The following is an 18,914-nucleotide window of genomic DNA, read 5'->3' on the forward strand; positions in this document are numbered from 1 at the left end:
CAAAAAATCTATTGTGGCGTCTTTTCTAGTTTTGTATATTTGACGTGTAGCATTCTTACCGATTCTCAAAAACGAAACGGTGGTGTGCACGAATCTACAATAAAAATAGCTTTTTGAAGCGGTTTTGGCAGTATCTTTAGTTCATCCCAATCGGATACATATGAATCACGGATAGATCGTCTTGATGATAGACGAATGATCGCACGTGAAACAGAACGTACTCCTCCTAAGACGACTAAAGAATTTTTTGACTGCTCTAAAGTAAAATATTTCTATATTTTACTTATATTGTAGATTTAAAATTGGGATTTTCGCTTTTGATTTGTTAGAAAAGAGGAGGAATAGTAAACATGGGTTATTCGAAGAAAACGAACAAATTGTACGCTGCTGCAGCTGCGCTTGCAGTCACGGCGTCTGTCGTAGCTCCGGTTGCTGCTGATGCAGCATCGAAGGTCTCGGTTAAATACATCTCTCCAATCTTGATGAAACATGCAGGTGGTTCGAAATACGCAGTCAAGAAATTGACGCTTCCGACGAAAGTCAAAGTCAAACTTTCAAACGGCAAGTATGAGATGCGCTCAGTCAAGTGGAGCGGTTCTGTCAAATTCGAAAAGAAATACATCAACAAATACCAAGTTCTCTACGGTAAGGTAGCCGGTACGACGAAGAAAGCAGTTCTTAAAGTCGAACTTCAAAACTATGTCGTAGATATCATCGAACCAGTCCTCGAACCGGTTGCTGTTGGCGGAAAAGTTCAATTGCCAAGCACAATCAACGTTCAATACAAATCAGGTATCATCGTCAAGCGCCCAATTAGCAAGTTCAACCTCAAAACTCCATCGACTTCAAAAGCAGGCAAATATAAATTAGCTTACACGTACAAAGGTGCTAACTCTGTCGTAACAGGTTACATCAACTACGAAGTTAAGGCAGCAAACATCTCGAACGTCATGGGAAGCGTTGATGATCAGAAGCTTTCAGTCAAAGCAGACGTCATGTACCCAGCAGTGGGCGCGAAGGCAGAACTCTTGATCTACCCAGGCAAAAACATGTCAGCTACACCAATCGTAGCAAAAGGAACGCTCTCGAAAGGGAAGTTCATGGCATCGCAAGGTGGTATTCCAGAAGGAACACACAGCTATGTCGTCAAAGTCGGCGCTGTCAAATCAACTGCGATGGACTTCACGATTGCAAGCACAGTCCTCGCTTCAGCAAAAGCAATCGGCAAAGAGAGAGTCGAAGTTTCATTCTCGCGTGCCGTTGACTCTGTCACAGCAGACAACTTCAAAATCGCAGGTGCGACAGTTAAATCCGCGACACTTAGCGCAGACAAGAAGTCAGCCGTTCTTGAAGTGGAAGGACTCGAGTATGGCAAAGATTACTCAGTTGACGCGAAAGGGATCATGGTCGGTGGCGTCGCGAAGGATCTCGGTTCGCTCAGCTTCATGACACAAAGTGTTGAAGATATCTGGATGCTAGAAGTATCACCAAAAGCTTCGACAATCGTTGCGAACGGAGCAGATAACACGGAGGTGACATTCGCTCTTAAAAACAAAGCGACTGGTGAAGTCGATAAAAATGCAGATGATATCGTCTTGAAATTGTCGACATCATTCGGTGCTCTCGCGAAAGATCGTGTCACGATCCAGGACGGTAAAGCGACGGTTCTGTTGACGTCTGAATTCAGTAACACAGATATCGAAGCAATCATCAAAGCAGAAATCATTGAAACGGTAGCTGGTGACTACAAAAACCTAATCGGTAAGATTGCTGGAGAAACGAAAGTCAAATTCAGCACGATCGCTGTGACGCCTGCTCCAATTGAGATGATCAATGTTCTTGCAGCTGAGTCGAACCAAGCAGATCGTGTGACGATTTTCCTCGATAAAGCCGTCTCACGTGAACTTCTTCTTAAATCATTTGGACTCGATAAAGTCATGCAAGGTCTTCACGAAGAGAATTACCTCGCAAACGACAATATTCAAATCGAGCAGTTCGATGGAACAAAACGTGTCATCGGTGTCAAAGCAGTTCCTTCGAATCCAAAAGCATTCGAGTTGATCTTGGACAAAGAAACACCACTCCAAGATAACGCAGTCGTTAAGCTGACAGCGAAAATCACGAGCAACACGGATACAGAAGTCAAATCAAAAGCAAGCTTCAAGTTAACAGATGCTCGTCAGCCTGAAGTCACTTCTGTTAAGGCTGTAGGGTTGAATCAACTCGAAGTGAAATTCTCTGAATCTGTTGCTACGGCTGATTTCAAAATCGACGGTCAGTACGGCGAGAAGTACTTCGACGTCCTCCATTATGGATTTGATAATAAAATGGGTGTCGATCGCCGCGATACAGTCAAAATCACTTTAAAAGATAACTATCCAGGTCTTAAACAAGGTTACTTCGCAGCGGGTAAACACTCACTTCAAGTATCAAGCATTTACGACTATGCAGCGCTTTCTGATGAAACGAATATCGGTACGACTCAAAACCTTGACTTCACAGTTGCAGCAGACACGGTTAAACCGACAGCTGGTGTTGTAGTTGAGTCGCCTGAACAATTCCGTATCATGTTCAGTAAAGGTCTTAAAAAAGCGAACATCTTAGCATTGCTTGATAATGAATTGAAGTTTGAGCGTTACAACTCGAATACGAAGAAATATGAAGACTTCAGCAAATATGTCGATGTCACGTCGTATAACAAAGAGACGGGCGAAGCAGTCATCGAGTTGATGAAGGACTGGACGGAAATCTATGATACCGTCAACACGAAAGAAAACTACTACAACGATAAATTCCGCATCACACTCGCGAAAGATGCGATTCAGGCTGAAGCGAATGGAGAGAAGAATGACGCACTCGTGCTTGATTTGAACTATGATGGTTCTCCTCTTAATTCACCAGATCTGAAGAGTGCTGAGATTAACACGATTGATCGCTTAGCACCAAGTAATGATTTCGTTGTTATGATGAGTGAGCCTGTTAAAATCCGCGATCTCGATGAGTACAACACGCCACTCATTAATAGTGATGGTGTAGTCTTACCTCCAAAGACAACTGTTGAATTCATTGGTAAAAACAAAGACGGAAAAATCGTTACAATCGATGGTTCGGTCCTTAATTACACGGATACAACAGACAAAAACTTCCGCGTCGCAGCAAACGAGAATCTACAAAAGCTTGTTGACATGGAAGGTTACGGTGAAGAGTGGAAAGTCGTCGTCAAATCACTTTCGGATGATGTCGGCAACACAGTTGCGACAGCGACACATGATTTCAAACTCATGAAAACACCACCAACACCAGTCTTATCACCATTTGAAATCCTTAAGGTCACTGCTAATGAGAAAAACGAGAAAGATGTCATTCGCATCAAATTCACAGAGGGCGTTCAGTACTCTGGTATGTACGATGCGACAAGTACAGCGAATTATGTCCTGAACGGAAAAGCACTTCCGGTCGGAACAACGATTTCGCTTGCTGACTCAGATGACATCGTATCGAACGGGCTTGATATCGTGAAGATCAAAGTTCCAGCTGGTACGCTGAAAACGTTATCGAACGTCATCGTCGTCAACAAAGATCTTCAGTCGTATGACAACTCTGTCTTGACTGGTGGTTACGAGAAAGCTGTTCTTCTCGGATTGAACTAAGGAACGTGAACCTCTTTCTACTTCGGTAGAAGGAGGTTTTTTCGAGGAATTAGCGCCATCGATTGCATTTTAAAAATCTATTTACTTAATTTGAAAAATCAGGCTTATATTCATCGTAATAAAATGTTAAATTATGTGATGTTATTTGGAAATTCAGATGGAAATATTAAAAAACATATAGAAATAAAGGAGATTTAACCCATGAGAAGAACGAAAAAAGTATCTGTTGGATTGTTAGCAACAGTCGTCGCAACAAGTGGGCTCACCTATGCACCAGAACGCGCACAAGCATTCACAGCGGGTGAAAAGCTCGACAACCGTGTCATTTTCCAAAGCTTTAGTCTTTTCCAACCGTATGAAAGCAACATGTACCGGACGCTTGCGAAAAAAGGAGATTTATTGAACACATGGGGCGTGACAGATGTCTGGCTTCCACCAGCGTATCGTTCATTTGACATGGCTCGTTATTTAGAAGGATATGCGATTGCCGATCGATATGACCTCGGTGAATTCCCGCAAGGACCGGGTGGTACGATTCCGACGAAGTACGGAAAAGCCTCACAACTCGAGATGATGGTCGATATGTTGCATGACGATCACATCAAAGTCCAAATGGATCTCGTACCGAACCAAATGCTTGGTCTAAGTCAACGGGAAGCAGTTTATGTTCGTCGTGCGACGGGTTCAGGTAAACCATTCGCAAATCCATTCACAGGTGGCGAAACGACGAAGACCCTTGCGACTCCTTACCTCGCTTACACAAAAGGTGGCGGTATGGGACAAGCGAAATACGGCTACATCAAAGAATGGAACAAGTCGTATCTCAACGGAACCTCTCTTCAAGGGCAGGGGCTTGGACGGATCATGACGGATCAAGACGGGAAAGCGTATCGTTTCTTTGGTGTCGATCACGCGGACAACTACTTGCCAGAATGGTTGCTTGAAGCGGCAAAAACGGGACATATCAATACGGTCGATTCGTATCTTGCGACAGATGGCTGGTATGAAGTATCACCAGATAACTGGAAACCGATGTTGACGCAATATACAAAAGACACAGGTTATCTGCCGTTCATGCTGAAGAATGGCTTTGCATCAAAAGAAGCTTTGTTAGCATCTGGAGATAATAAAAAAATTGCCGACTTAACAACTCAATACATGAATACAAAAGCGGAATATGGTTATGGTTCAGAAGAACGTTCGTTCCAAAACGATAACTCTGGTATCGACACAGAAGATCAGTTCCTCTTCGTCGACGAAAAGGGCATGCCGACGCAGAAAATCAATAACACGATGGCAAGAAATGGTGAATTCCTAGTCGGTGTTGACCTCGCAAACTCGAACCCGGAAGTCATCAAGGAACAGAAAAACTGGATGAAGTGGATGCTTGAAACGTATAAGTTCGACGGATTCCGAATCGATGCGGCGTCGCACTATGATAAAGCGATTCTAAAAGCAGAAGCAGAGATCTCGAAAGCGCATTTCGGAAAACAAGATTACTTGAGCTATATCGAAAGCTATAAAGCATCTCAACGTTCGTACATGAAGGAAAACAACAACGAACAACTCATCATGGACTCTGATTTGTACTTCACATTACGTTCGGCGCTAAAAGCTTCGCAAAAACGTCCACTTCGTGATCTTGCGAAACTTTCAGTCGTCGACCGTGAAGGGTATGGCGCGACGGATGTTCAACCAAACTGGTCATTCGTCAACAACCATGACCAAGAGAAAAACCGCGTCAACCAAATCATGCTCGATATGTTCGGCATCAAAGCTGGTGCTCAGTACAGTAAAACGGATCAGCCGAAGTCGTTTGAGAAACTGTACACGAAAGAAAAAGAGGCAGAAGCACTCGCAATCTACAACAAAGAGCTTGCTAGTCCGACGAAAAAATACTCAACGGAAAACATCGTCGCGCAGTATGCGTTCCTTCTTTCGAACAAAAATACAGTTCCGACGGTTTACTACGGTGATCTCTACCAGACCGATGCATCGTATATGTCAAAAACGACACCGTACTATGATGAAATCACGAATCTCTTAAAAGTGCGTAAAAAATACGCGTACGGTAAACAGTTCGTGGCTTACCATACATCAAACACGTCAAAAGAAGCTGGGAAAGATTTGATCTCAAGCGTTCGCTTCGGGAAGGACCGCAACACAGGCGTCGCGACAGTCATCGGAAAAAATGCAGCTCTCGATACGACGATTCCAGTCAACATGGGTAAAACACACGCGAACCAAGTCTTCGTCGATGCAAGTGGCGTCACGAACACGAAACTCGTCACGGATAAGAACGGTATCTTGACGGTTCCAGTCAAAGGAATCAAGACGGCGGAAGTCAACGGGTACGTCGGCGTCTTCGTTCCGCAAACAACAAAAGCACCAGTCGCGATGATTAAAGCCGGTACCGTCTATCAAGGGAAAACGTTGAACTTGAAAACGACGATCGCAAACTCAAAATCAGCAATCGCTTCGACTCGCTATCGTGTCCTCGATACGAAAAAAGCGACAGTCGATTCAAAAGGTCGCTTGACAGGTAAAGCAACAGGGAAAACGACGGTTGAAGCAACGGTTAAGTTGAAAGACGGTTTTGTCTTAAAAACAGTTTTACCGATCGAAACAAAAGCGAACAGCGTCACGCTGAAAGCCTCAAAAGCAACACTGAAGAAGAACCAGACGACACGGATTGCCTATACTTCAGCAACGGATAAAATCAAATCCGTTCAGTATACGTCAGCGAACAAAAAAGTCGCACAAGTCTCGTCACGCGGTAACGTCAGAGGCATCAAAGCAGGCAAGACGACGATTCGTGTCACGTACACGACAGCTGGAAACTATAAAGTCGTCAAAACATTCACAGTCACAGTCAAGTAACATCAAGCGCCACTCTCAATACGAGAGTGGTGTTTTTTATGATTTGCGTCAATGTTTCACTATATTCCACATAATTCCATCTAATCCGGGTATTAGTAAGAAAGACCTAGAGGGAGGAACGATGATGCGCACATGGATAGCGGGAAGCCTAGCACTTGGTTTGATCTTTAGTACCGTACCGGTCAATGCGGTCGAGAAAAAAGAAGTGATTCGTCCTGTGACATTGGCGAAAGCAAAAGAAGTACCAGCCTTCTCGAAACAAGCGGGGAGTGCCTTAACAGGACGATTTGATTCAAAAGGATTAGCAGTCTGGTATTTTGATGCGAAGGATTTTGTCGCGAAAGGTACACACTTCGAGTTTGAACTCGACTACAATACGTACGGAACGATGTTCGCCAGCAAAGCGGATGCTGAAGCGGGACGGGTCTACAATCGCTATTACCAAGTCACGGACGATACGCTCTACTTCCCGCTCAGTTGGAGTGGACGACAGTACTTAGTGCTCGAAGGGTATCCGGGCGACCGCTACTCCGTTCCTGCCTATATCTCGCGCTATGAACCCATCGAGGAATCGATGACGGCAGCCGTTCAATCCGTTAAACCGGCACTGCTCGTGCAGACGCGCCCTGGTGCGATGCGAGCGCAAGCCTTCGGCGCCTTAAAAGTAGAGTCGGTCGCGTCCGAGCTTCGAATCGAGCGACTCGTCTATGCTTCCTATGCGGAAGCGAAAGCAGCGCAACAGAAATTCGAACGCTCATCAGCTGTAGCGTTCGCGGAGTTCGATGCACCAATTCAAGCATTCGGAGTCGATGCCTATCAGAAATATCAATGGTCCTTGCAGAATACGGGACAAAAGAAAGGTCTCAAAGGGGCGGATATCGGTTTCGTCGCCATGCAAAAACGGATTAAAGGTAAAAAGTTATCTGCGACCAAAGTCGCAGTCCTTGATTCTGGTATCAATCCGAGTTACGCCGACTTCGCAGGGAAAGTCCGCATGGATCTTGGCTATGATTTCATCAATGGCGATAAGAGCGCCTGGGATGATAACGGACATGGCTCGCATGTCGCTGGGGTCATTGCAGCTGGAGGAAATAACACATATGGAATGACAGGCATCAATCCGATGGCGACGTTGATTCCGATTAAGGTCCTCGATGACTCAGGCGCTGGTTCAGTGTCAGGACTCGTCAAAGGCATTCAGCATGCGACGAAACAAGGTGCTCGGGTCATCAACATGAGTCTCGGTGGGAGTTCCTCTTCGAAATCGATTGAGTCGGCGTTAGCAGCAGCAGTCAAGAAGAATATCCTGATCGTTGCCGCTTCTGGAAACGAAGGGCGTGGAACGATTGCTTATCCGGCCCGTTCGAAATATGTCTTATCGGTCGGGGCGACAGGACGAAAAGATACGAAAGCCTCGTTCTCGAACTACGGGACGGGACTTGACCTTGTCGCACCGGGAGTCTCGATTCCAAGCTACCTCGCGGATGGGGAGTTGTTATATGGAAGTGGGACCTCGATGGCGACGCCACACGTCGCTGGTGTCGCGAGTCTCTTGATTAGTTTGAAGCCGTCTTTGAAGGCAAGCAGTGTCGAAAGCATCCTCAAGAAATCGGCAAAAGATCTTGGGAAAAAAGGCTATGATACGAGCTATGGTGCTGGTCGGTTGAACGCCGATAGTGCCGTCAAACTGATTCCTTAAATCATTGAAGAAGTCCTGTGCTGACAGGTCTTCTTTTTTTCGGTCCATTCATTGATTGATGGAGGTAAAAAGAACTAGAAAAATCAATTTTTTCCATTATAATGAAAAAGGATACATGAATGAAGGAGTGAAATCATATGAAAAAGATCATCGTCAGCGCTCTCCTCGTGAGTGCGCTTAGTACATATACGTTGGATACGACAGAAGCAGCGACAACGGCTAAAAAAGTACCAGCCATCGAAGCGAAATCGAAAAAAGGCTATATCAAAGGGAAGTTCGATGCAAGTGGGAAAGCGTTGTTCTATTTCGATACGAAAACCTATCTTGCCGGCGGAACACACTTGAAGTTCGCCTTCGATGCTTCAAAGAAAGCGACCGTCTATACGTCACAGACAGAGTATAAACAAAAAGATCCGTATGCGCGGTATGCGAATAGTAAAAAGACACTCTTTTTCCCACTGACGTGGAGTGGGCGACAATACATCGAAGTGACGGGAGCGAAGAACAAAGCATTCACGATTCCCTATAAACTCGAACGGCTCGAACCGATCCGGGAATACGCAACCAAATCAACGGCAACCGGACAAGCGACGAGTCTCGTCGTCCGTCTAAACGGGGCGACGAAAGCGAGTACGTTATCACAGACGTCGCGCGCGAGTCATCACGAAACGATCGATAACACGTTACGGCTCGAGAAGTTCTCTTACAACAGCTTCATTCAAGCCGTAGCTGCGAAACGACAACTCGAACAAACGAAGGGTGTCCGGTACGTCGAACTCGATCAATCGATGAAGTTGCTCAGTACGGACCCTTTCCAGTCCGTCCAGTGGGCGTTAAAAAATACCGGACAACGCGGTGGTGTCAAGGGAGCGGACATCGGTTATCAAGCGATGGTCAAGCGGATTGCGAATAAGTCACGTTCGACTGTCCGTGTGGCGGTCGTCGATACGGGCATCAATCCAACCTATGCGGATTTCGCTGGACGCGTCCGGATGGATCTCGGATACGATTTCGTTCATAAGCGCCAGCTTGCTTATGACGATCATGGACACGGTACACACGTCGCCGGTATCATTGCCGCAGCATCGAACAATGGTTACGGGATGACGGGAATCAATGATCGGGCGAGCATCATTCCGATTAAAGTCATCTCACGCAATAACTACGCTTCGAACTCGAATATCGCGAAAGGCATTCTGTTTGCCGTAAAACAAAAGGCGAAAGTCATCAACTTAAGTCTTGGCGGTGGCGGTGTCTCCCTCGCGATTGAAGATGCTTTGGCGGAAGCGCGTAAGAAAGGAATCTTCGTCGCAGCAGCAACTGGCAATGAAGGTGCACCAAAACTGTCCTATCCGGCACGCTCGAAATTTGTTTTCTCAGTCGGGGCGACGAATCGATTCGATAAACGAGCATCGTTCTCGAACTACGGAGAAGGACTGGATCTTGTCGCACCAGGGCAAGACATCGCGAGCTACTTACAAGACGGCGAATCCATCTTCTGGAGCGGCACATCGATGGCGACACCGCATGTCGCAGGCGTCGCGAGTGTCCTCTATAGCTTGAAGCCAAGCATCAAAGTGACGGACGTCGAATCGATTCTTCGTAAGTCAGCGAAGGACCTCGGCAAAAAAGGCCGTGACACGACGTACGGATACGGTCGCTTGAATGCTGATCGTGCCGTTCAGCTCGTGAAATAAGGAAAGTAGGTCGAACGATGAAACGAATTTTATGTGTTCTCCTGATTGGTGTTCTCTGTGTGAGCGGAACACTTGAAGGACAGGCAGCATCAAAAGAAGCATTGCAGATCAAGCAAGAGTACAAAACACTCAAATTCGGCATAACGCTGACGGAAGTCGCGAAGACGATGTACGGAAAAGAGTACCGGAAATACATCAAGAAAAAAGATGGGAGAGTCGTCTTTACGAAAAAACCGGGCACGACCGGTAACGAACAAGGTTATCGGTCCCTCGGATATGTACTGGATCGTCCCTCTAAAAACCTTCCAACAACAACACTTCTTGAATTTAGTACGAAACAGCATCAGAAGACATATTACCTGACACAAAAGGCTCTGTATTACCAAGCCGATACGGAAAATGGCTTGTATGAAAATAGCCGGACACTCGTGAAACCGTCGGCAGTCCGCCACGGAATGACAGAGAAACAACTCGACCAACTGGTGTTAGGTAAAAAGCTCGGACAGGTGTCGATGTATTGGAGTTGGAATGTTTCGTCCGTCATCAAAAAAAGTCCAATGAAGAATGGACGCTACAAAATCTATCAATTCCACCGACCACATTCGAAAAAAATTGAAGTCGTCACCTTGTCCTATAACACGAAGAAAAAGCGATATGAGGTTGACACAGAAATCGGGATTTCATTGAAGTACGAAAAATGAATAATGATGATGCATAGAGTCATCAAGGAGAGAAGGAAGCAGGTATGAAGCGTATCACCATGTGGGCACTCTGTTTAGTATTATTGCTTAGTCTGTTTGTTCCAGGAACGGTATCCGCAGCGACAAGAGCAGAAACGCTTGCGACGACTCAGTACACAGACTTGAAAAATGGAATGACGATGCAACAAGTCGCGCAAGTCCTGTATGGCAAGTCGTATCAGCAATACCTGAAGAAAAGAAACGGATCGACTGTCTTGAAGCTTCCAATCAACTTTGAAGGAAGCGACGAAGGACATAAGCAATTAATCCATGTCATCTCTGATTCGACAAAACAAGATCCCCCGACCGAACTTGTCTTACAGTTCATGACGAAACAGAAGAGTACGAAGTACCGATTGGTGACGAAAGCCTTGTTCATCGAACGGAAGACGAAGACAGGATATCGTGAAAGTACACGGACGCTCGTCAAAGGTGCCGTACTCCAGAACGGGATGACGGAAAAAGAGCTCGATGCAAAATTGACGGGCAAGGGTCTTGGCAACTGGACGATGCTCGGTCATATGGATACAGCGTCTGCTTATACGCTAGATGAACAAAAACGAGGATTTGCTGAAGTGTCTCGGATCAAGGAATACGTCTTTAAATCGACGACGAACAAGTGGAAACATGTCGAGTTGACGTATAACGAACAAGCGAAAACCTATAAAGTCAGTGACATTCGGACGATTCTGACGAAAAACTAAAGCAACAGGAATGGAAAGCGAGTGGAATGGATGCGAAAGTGGATGAAGTCGAGTTTCGTCTGTCTGATGGCAATCGTATTGCTTGGTAGTGGTACCGTCTCAGCGGCAACGAAGAACGAACAAAAATTCACCGATTCCCTGAACAACTATCAGTTCGGGATGACGGTGACAGAGTTTGCGAAGCAGAAGTATGGCAAGTCGTATCAAAAATACTTAACGAAGAAAAATGGATCGACTGTTCTCAAGCATGATGTAAAGAAAGTCATTTCAGAAGAATCTGTCGATAGCCTTCAGTATTTCTTCTATGATCAAACGAAACAAGAGCCGATGCATGTCATGCAAATCATGTTCATGAAAAAGCCGAAGGACAAGCTCTATCGTCTTGTATTCAAAGGCGTTGATATGAAACGAGATAAGACAGTAAGGCAAAGTACGAAACAACTCATGACAGGGAAACGGATTCGATTCGAAATGACTACGGAACAAGTAGATGCTGTCTTGACAGGAAAAGGGCTCGGCGATTGGATGACGTGGGCTGTGACGGATTATAGCTCGGTCTTTACGAAACGAGAGTTGAAAAACATTGGATTCGGAAAGGCAAAAGTGAAGATTTACATCTTCCAGACGGACAAAAAGAATAAGCAGAAGCGCGTCAGGATGCATGATATGGGTAAAGGTTATGTCGTCACAGATATCATGACGGTTTCTGGTGCGACTGAAGATGGTGGGTTCTGATGCATAATTGGATTATAAGTCGATTCCTTCCCATAGTAGTTCTAGCAACAGTTTGCCTTAATCCAGTAACAGCGGATGCAGCAACGAAGGCTGAGACAATCGCAACCAAACAATATCGTGCGTTAAAACCGGGGATGACAGTGGAGCAAGTCGCAAAAGCCCTCTACGGCAAGACATACAAAAAACAACTGAAGATGAAAAAAGGTTCACAAGTCTTACGATTGAACACAGAAATCGAGATGGAGGAATGGGATCGAAACGTCCTTCTCTACGATCTCGTGAATCGAAAAGTTGAATTCCCGTCAGCAATCGGTGTTCTGATGTTCATGACGGAGACGGGTGGAACGAAGTACCGGCTGACGATGAAACAAATGGAGTTCAAGCGTGACACGGCAGCGGGCTTCCGGACGAGTGATCGTAAACTAATCAAAGGTGCGAAAATCAAGAACGGGATGACGGAACAACAAGTCGATCGACTACTGACGGGGAAAGGACTCGGAGCATTCGGAACACTCGGTCTAGCCGATACGACATCCGTTCTTCGAAAAAAAGAAATTAAAGCAGGAAAAGCGACGATCATTCATACGAAATCATACGTTTTTCCGACAGCAACGAATCAGTGGCAGTATGTCTTTTTCATCTATGACGCCAAAAAGAAAACGTATCGTGTCGAAAGTCACGATCGGTATTAAAAAGGAGCTTGGAATATGAATACAACATTCATGAAAATAACGCTGGCGACAATCATCGCGGGATCAACACTCTTTAGTGAAACGGCATCTGCTGCGACGAAAGTCGAAACAGCAGCAACGAATCAATACACAGCACTCAAGGTGGGTATGACGATGGAGCAAGTCGCGAAAGTCTTATACGGTAAAGATTACAAAAAGCAATTAACGACGAAAAATGGTTCACAAGTATTGAAGACAAAAGAAGAGTTAAAAGACGTTGAAGATAAACGTAAGGAAATCTATTACGAAATCTACGATCGGAAGGCAAAAATTCCTCCGACGTTAATGTCACTCGGTTTCATGACGAAAAAGAATGATTCCGTATATCGTCTTATTTCAAAACAGGTCGAAATGGGACGGAATACATATTCCGAGTATCGCGAGAGTACACGGAAGTTAAATGCAGGCGCTAAAATCAAGACGGGCATGACGGAGAAACAACTCGATGCTGTGCTGTCGGGTTCAGGTCTTGGTGAATGGGCTGGACTAAGTGAGGGAGATGCGCGGAGCGTCTTCAGTACAAAGGAAATCAAAGAGTATAAGATCGAGACTCATAAAGGAAAGCTTTATGTCTTCCAAAAATCGACGAAATCACGCGTTTACGTTGAGATGAGCTATGACACGAAAAAGAAAACCTACGTTATTGAAAATCACGAGACATTCTAAAAAGGGGATAGGAAGATGAAAACAACATTTACGAAACTGGCTGTAGTAGCAGTCATCGCAGGATCAACACTTTTTAGTGGAACGGCATCTGCAGCAACAAAAGTAGAGACGACAGCAACGAATCAATATACAGCACTCAAAGCGGGTATGACGATGGAGCAAGCAGCGAAGGTCTTGTATGGAAAAAGTTATAAAACACAACTCATCAAAAAAAATGGCTCAACGATGCTGAAGAAAAAAGCGGCTTTAACTTCAAATGAAGAAGGCCATAAAATTGCTAACTATCAATTCTTCGATACAAAAGCAAAAGTGCCGCCAGTGACAACGGATTTGACGTTTGTGAAAAAAAAGAAGGATTCGGTTTATCGCTTGGCGATGAAGATCATCAATATCACGGCAGATACAAAGCTTGAGGCGCGTGAAAGTAAAATGCAACTTGTAAAAGGCGCGAAACTAAAAGAAGGCATGACGGAAAAACAGTTAGATGCTGTTCTGACAGGAAAGGGTCTCGGAGACTGGATGACTTTGATGACATTCGATTTCACAAGTATTGCTACGAAGAAAGAAATCAAAGACGGCATAGCGGGTCCAGCATCGATAAAAGCCTACGTCTTCCAAACAACGGATCCTAAAAAACGGATGGTTGTTAATCTCAAATACAATACGAAGAAAAAAGTTTTTGAAGTATTCGATTTTGAGAAGATTTCTGCTAATTCACCACTCTAATAAGTCTTTTCAGAGGTAAAGAGTCTACTTTATAGTAGGCTCTTTTTTTCATCTTTTCCCGTTTTTGACAAATCGATCTCAAATTTCGTTATACTCAGGCTGTAAGTCTTGTCATACACAACCAATATTAACGAGAAGCAAAACACAGAAGGGAATGGACGCAGTTGGAACGAGTAAAGAAAAAACGTAAGGTGAAAAAACGCTGGACGCCACTGAAAATCATGCTATTGATCGCACTTGTCCTCGTCGTCGGTGTCGGCGGATTCATCGGCTATACATATTATCAAGTCGACCAGACGGTCAAAAAAATTCAGTCGCCGGTTAAGAACACGGGAGACAAGGTCGTTGAAGATCAAAAGCCGGTCTCGGTACTATTACTCGGTGTCGACCAACGGCCAGGCGAGCGGGGGCGTAGTGACTCGATTATGGTCATGACACTGAACCCGACACGAAACGAAAGTCGGTTGATCAGTATTCCTCGAGATACAAAGGTTGATATCGTCGGTCATGGAACGAACGATAAAATCAACCATGCTTATTCATTTGGTGGACCGGAAATGGCCATCAAGACGGTCGAAAAGTTCCTCAATATTCCGATTAACTACTATGCAGAAATCAACATGGAAGGATTCACGTCTCTAGTTGATGCAGTCGGTGGTGTGACGGTTTACAATGATTTAGACTTTACAAGTGCTGGTACGCATTTTTCTACTGGAAAAATAAATTTGACAGGAACGGATGCTCTAAAATATACACGCATGCGTTATGAAGATCCACGTGGTGACTTTGGTAGACAAATGCGTCAACGTCAAGTCATTGAGCAGGTAGTAGCTAAGCTATCTTCAGATGTATCTATTGACAAGTTTAATTCGGTTATGGAAGTCGTCGGAAAAAATGCACAAACGAATGTTTCGTTTAAACCGATGCGAACACTTGCATTCGATTACATGGATGCTTTCCGGAACCAGAAGAACCTCAAGCTTGAAGGAACGGGTGGAAAAGAAGGCGACGGAATCTATTACTGGCATCCGACAGATGACTCACTGAATGAAACACAAACAGCATTACGCTATTCACTTGATATGGAATGATAAAAAGCACCGAATCCACGAGGATTTGGTGCTTTTCGTTTAAAACGATTGTTCAGCTAGGCGAATGCGGCTAACCGTACCTTCTTTTTCAAAGCGTTGCAGTCGATATGAGTTACTTGTGATAAGTCCGGTTGTTTCTGTTTCCAGTTGGAGCGGGGCAAGCGAAGCGAGTTGCGCGTTCGTGATATCCGTATTTGTCCAGTCGATTGCGACAACGCGGTCATCATTTAAAACAAAGAAATGATCACCATAAAATACATAATCGTGTAATTCATCTTCGAATGTCCGATCAGCTGATCCATAAAGACTATTCAACTCTGCACTTGTTTTACCGATAAGGTCAATGAGTGTACCTGTGACGAAGCTTGTATCGAGTTGATCGTTCACCCAAGTTAGGAGTGTTTCGTCAGCAAGTGGATCACCTTTCAAACGTTTGGTTGTATCAGATGTTTTGATAAATCCTGTTAAGTCATCGGATAGTTCCACTTCTGTGATACCGTCTTTCTTCTCAACAATCCGGTATCCGTCACCAAAGTCAGCTTCGTAGAGTAATGTCGTCATTGATTCTTCTTGATAGATGTTACTTGAGCGGGTCTTTACATATAAGACATCGTCAATAACCGCCGTCTCGTTCGTTGCTTTTGGTTTCTTTTCCTTTGTTTTCTCGACGGTAACTGGTTTTTCCACCGTTGCTTTTGGTGTCGTATCTGCCGAGTGAGCAAAGTATGTCGAGTAAACATATGTTCCACCAGCTCCAAGTAAGAAACAAAGAATCAACAGGGCAATCCAACCCCAGGGAACTGGTTTTTTAGCACCAGCATGTGGAATATCCTTCTCTTTTTTACGACGTTTTGATTCGGGTTCCCGATGACTTCGTGAAAGTGTCGGAAGAGCTTCTTCCTCTTCATCTGGAAGCGGCCCATCTTCGTCAAGTAGCGGACGGGCAACAAGTGTGCCATAAAAATCAGCAATTACGGGATGATGCTTTCCACTAAGAAATGCTTCCCATTCCGCCGCAGTTACCTTATCTTCTTCATACGGAATGAGTGGCGGTTGCCCCGTGATACGGATCATCGTATCGGTCAGGGATTCCGTCGAAGCGAGACTTGAACGAATCCGTTCATGTAGCCGAGAAATATCCTCAGCAGAGTGAGAGGTATAAAATTGTAAGGCTTGAAGCGAGCGGTGCATAAAAAATCCTCCTATGTCTGATTGCAGGAATGAATGTAAAATTGGAACAATTCATATTTTATTATACGCAATGTTTTTCAAAAAACGTATGACATTTCCTAAAAAAAACATCAACCATTTCCCAAAAATTTGTTATACTAACTTTTAGTTGTGTTAGAAAACGTTGAATTAGACAAATAAAGGAGAATAATTAAACCATGAATGAAACGATTAGCTTGCAGGAATTATTTTCAATTTTACGTAAATCGTTTTGGCGGATTCTAGCGCTAACGATTGTAGCAGCCTTGATTTCGTTTGCTGTCAGTAGTTTTTTAATTAAGCCGACCTATCAAGCAGGAACGCAAATCCTCGTTACACCGAAAAAACAAGAGAACAACATCATTGATGCGCAACAGGTCCAGTCATCGGTGACGCTCGTTAATACATATCGTGTCATCATTAAAAGTCCAGCCATCTTAGAAAAGGTTCAAAAAGAAGTATCAAATGCTCCGTCAAGTGTATCTGCACTTAACAATATGATTACAGTCGAAAGTGAACAGAACTCTCAGGTCATTAACGTGTCTGTTCAAAGTAAAGATGCAGCACTCGCTTCAGACATCGCGAACTCTGTTGCGAATGTCTTTAGTGAAGATATTCCGAAGTTGATGAATGTCGATAACGTCAAAGTATTATCGGTTTCAGGTATTCCAACATCACCCGTTAGTCCAAATATTATCTTAAATACAGCGATTGCTGCAGTGGTTGGTTTCTTACTCGGGGTTGGTCTTGCTTTCTTACGTGAAGTACTCGATCGCCGTATCCGGACAGAGGATCAAGTACAACAGATTCTTGATCTCCCAGTCCTCGGTAGTATTCCGGATATTGATAGCAAAGTATTTAAGTCATCGTCAAAAGCAACAAAACGAGAGGCGGTCCAACAACATGGCTAAGAAGAGCAAGATGAATAAAGACGCACGAAAACTTATTACAGTCACACAACCAAAGTCACCTGTTGCTGAACAATACCGAACGATTCGAACGAACATTGAATTCATGGCTGTCGATCGTGAAATTCAAGCGATTCTTGTCACGTCAGCAACACAAGGTGAAGGAAAATCAACAACATCGTCGAACTTAGCTGTGGCTTACGCGCAACAAGGTAAAAAAGTCTTGATCATCGATACGGATATGCGCCGTCCGACGGTTCATTATACGTTCCGTGTTGCAAATGGTCTTGGACTTTCAAGTCTTTTAACTCGCCAAGCGGAAAAAGAGAAGGCAATCTTACCAACGAAAGTCGATAATTTATCGATTTTGACAGCTGGTCCGATTCCACCCAACCCAGCGGAGCTCTTGTCGTCACGTGCGATGGAGCATCTCGTTTCACAATTACGCGAAGAGTTTGATGTCATTATCTTTGACGCACCACCATTATTACAAGTAGCCGATAGTCGGATTACTTCGAAACTAACAGATGGTGTCGTTCTTGTCGTGGGTTGTACGACATCTGATCGTCAACGCGTTTTAAAAGCAAAAGAACAGCTTGAACTGGCCGAAGCTAAAATTCTCGGTGTCGTCTTGAATCGCCGTGAATTAACGGATGATTCAGCATATCAATACTACTATTCCTATGAGTGAGGGACATTTATATGGTTGATATCCATTGTCATATCTTGCCGCTCGTCGATGACGGTCCGGCTAGTGTCGAGCACGCCTTACAGTTAGCCGAACAAGCCGTCGCAGAGGGAGTGTCGCGGATCATTGCGACACCACATCTCTATCATCCACAATTCGAGACAGAAGATATCGATGTGCAGTTAACGGTTAATGAATTTAATGTCTTGTTAAAGCAACGTGATATTCCATTAATCGTTTATCCAGGTCATGAGATTCGCTTGATTGGCGAGTTGATGGAAGTGTTAGAAGCGGGACAAGCGCTGACACTTAATGAGTCACGCTACATCTTGATTGAGTTTCCTTCAAGTGGTATTCCATCTTATGCACGCCAAGTCTTTGCGGAATTGATTTCCGATGGCTACGTTCCAATCGTAGCTCATCCAGAAAAAAATAAGGCGATTATTCAAAATCCATCATTACTATTTGAATTGATTTCAAATGGTGCGATTAGTCAGGTGACGTGCGCCAGTTTGATTGGCAAATACGGGAAAGATGTACAACGATTTGCGATTGCCTTGCTTGAGAATGGATTAGCCCATCTTATTGCGAGTGATGCGCATCACATAGAAAAACGGCCACTCTACTGGAAGCAATGTGAACGAATGCTTGAGAAAAAGTTCGAAGATTGGTTGATTGATGAAATTTATGAAAATAATGAAGCGGTTCTCTTGAATCAACTCGTGACAATCAATCCACCGAGTCCTATCGAGAAGAATTGGAAAGGGCAATGGGTGTAACATTTTTTGTC

General features: G+C 44.4%; 15 protein-coding genes. 14 read left to right on the plus strand and 1 reads right to left on the minus strand.

Annotated features, from left to right (window positions below):
- Nucleotides 1-350: 350 nt before the first annotated feature.
- The 11 genes from B4F99_RS07755 to B4F99_RS07805 all read left to right on the plus strand — a co-directional run bounded on the left by B4F99_RS07755 (nt 351) and on the right by B4F99_RS07805 (nt 15,319).
- Nucleotides 351-3,650, plus strand: coding sequence for a hypothetical protein (locus B4F99_RS07755; RefSeq protein WP_290756465.1), 3,300 nt, complete (start codon nt 351-353; stop codon nt 3,648-3,650).
- 201 nt (nt 3,651-3,851) lie between these two features.
- Nucleotides 3,852-6,530, plus strand: a complete 2,679-nt coding sequence (locus B4F99_RS07760) for a glycoside hydrolase family 70 protein (protein WP_290756468.1) — start codon at nt 3,852-3,854, stop codon at nt 6,528-6,530.
- A 124-nt stretch (nt 6,531-6,654) separates the two neighbouring features.
- Nucleotides 6,655-8,229: a S8 family peptidase gene (locus B4F99_RS07765; RefSeq protein ID WP_290756471.1), complete on the plus strand. Its 1,575-nt coding sequence runs from the start codon at nt 6,655-6,657 to the stop codon at nt 8,227-8,229.
- A 137-nt stretch (nt 8,230-8,366) separates the two neighbouring features.
- Nucleotides 8,367-9,926 carry a S8 family peptidase gene (locus B4F99_RS07770; RefSeq protein WP_290756474.1) on the plus strand — a complete coding sequence of 520 codons (1,560 nt, stop codon included), beginning with the start codon at nt 8,367-8,369 and terminating at the stop codon, nt 9,924-9,926.
- A gap of 17 nt (nt 9,927-9,943) precedes the next feature.
- The gene (locus B4F99_RS07775; protein ID WP_290756477.1) at nt 9,944-10,627 is read left to right on the plus strand and encodes a hypothetical protein; all 684 of its coding nucleotides are present in this window, start codon (nt 9,944-9,946) and stop codon (nt 10,625-10,627) included.
- Between the two features lie 44 nt (nt 10,628-10,671).
- Nucleotides 10,672-11,370, plus strand: a complete 699-nt coding sequence (locus B4F99_RS07780; protein WP_290756480.1) for a hypothetical protein — start codon at nt 10,672-10,674, stop codon at nt 11,368-11,370.
- 21 nt (nt 11,371-11,391) lie between these two features.
- Complete coding sequence (locus B4F99_RS07785; RefSeq protein ID WP_290756483.1) at nt 11,392-12,105, plus strand: hypothetical protein; 714 nt, start codon at nt 11,392-11,394, stop codon at nt 12,103-12,105.
- On the plus strand, nt 12,105-12,797 hold the full coding sequence (locus B4F99_RS07790) for a hypothetical protein (RefSeq protein WP_290756485.1): 693 nt from the start codon (nt 12,105-12,107) through the stop codon (nt 12,795-12,797). The genes B4F99_RS07785 and B4F99_RS07790 overlap by 1 nt, the downstream gene beginning before the upstream one ends.
- 15 nt (nt 12,798-12,812) lie before the next feature.
- The gene (locus tag B4F99_RS07795) at nt 12,813-13,502 is read left to right on the plus strand and encodes a hypothetical protein (protein ID WP_290756488.1); all 690 of its coding nucleotides are present in this window, start codon (nt 12,813-12,815) and stop codon (nt 13,500-13,502) included.
- Between the two features lie 15 nt (nt 13,503-13,517).
- Nucleotides 13,518-14,228, plus strand: coding sequence for a hypothetical protein (locus B4F99_RS07800; protein WP_290756491.1), 711 nt, complete (start codon nt 13,518-13,520; stop codon nt 14,226-14,228).
- Nucleotides 14,229-14,392: 164 nt separating this feature from the next.
- Nucleotides 14,393-15,319, plus strand: a complete 927-nt coding sequence (locus tag B4F99_RS07805; RefSeq protein ID WP_290756494.1) for an LCP family protein — start codon at nt 14,393-14,395, stop codon at nt 15,317-15,319.
- Nucleotides 15,320-15,358: 39 nt separating this feature from the next.
- Here the strand turns inward: B4F99_RS07805 and B4F99_RS07810 are convergent, their stop codons facing one another.
- Nucleotides 15,359-16,510 carry a hypothetical protein gene (locus B4F99_RS07810; protein WP_290756497.1) on the minus strand — a complete coding sequence of 384 codons (1,152 nt, stop codon included), beginning with the start codon at nt 16,508-16,510 and terminating at the stop codon, nt 15,359-15,361.
- A gap of 197 nt (nt 16,511-16,707) precedes the next feature.
- Between B4F99_RS07810 and B4F99_RS07815 the strand changes: the two genes are divergently transcribed.
- From B4F99_RS07815 to B4F99_RS07825, 3 genes are read left to right on the plus strand one after another with little or no spacing between them, the layout of a single operon-like run.
- Nucleotides 16,708-17,439: a YveK family protein gene (locus tag B4F99_RS07815; RefSeq protein ID WP_290756500.1), complete on the plus strand. Its 732-nt coding sequence runs from the start codon at nt 16,708-16,710 to the stop codon at nt 17,437-17,439.
- A complete protein-coding gene (locus B4F99_RS07820; protein WP_290756503.1) occupies nt 17,432-18,127 on the plus strand; it encodes a CpsD/CapB family tyrosine-protein kinase in 696 nt (231 codons plus the stop codon). Before B4F99_RS07815 ends, B4F99_RS07820 begins: the two co-directional genes overlap by 8 nt.
- Before the next feature lie 11 nt (nt 18,128-18,138).
- Nucleotides 18,139-18,903 (plus strand): tyrosine-protein phosphatase, encoded by a 765-nt coding sequence (locus B4F99_RS07825; protein WP_290756506.1) that lies wholly within the window; start codon nt 18,139-18,141, stop codon nt 18,901-18,903.
- The last annotated feature ends 11 nt before the right edge of the window (nt 18,904-18,914 follow it).

Source organism: Exiguobacterium sp. UBA3491, from assembly GCF_002377745.1.
In the GTDB taxonomy this organism is placed as follows: Bacteria; Bacillota; Bacilli; order Exiguobacteriales; family Exiguobacteriaceae; genus Exiguobacterium_A.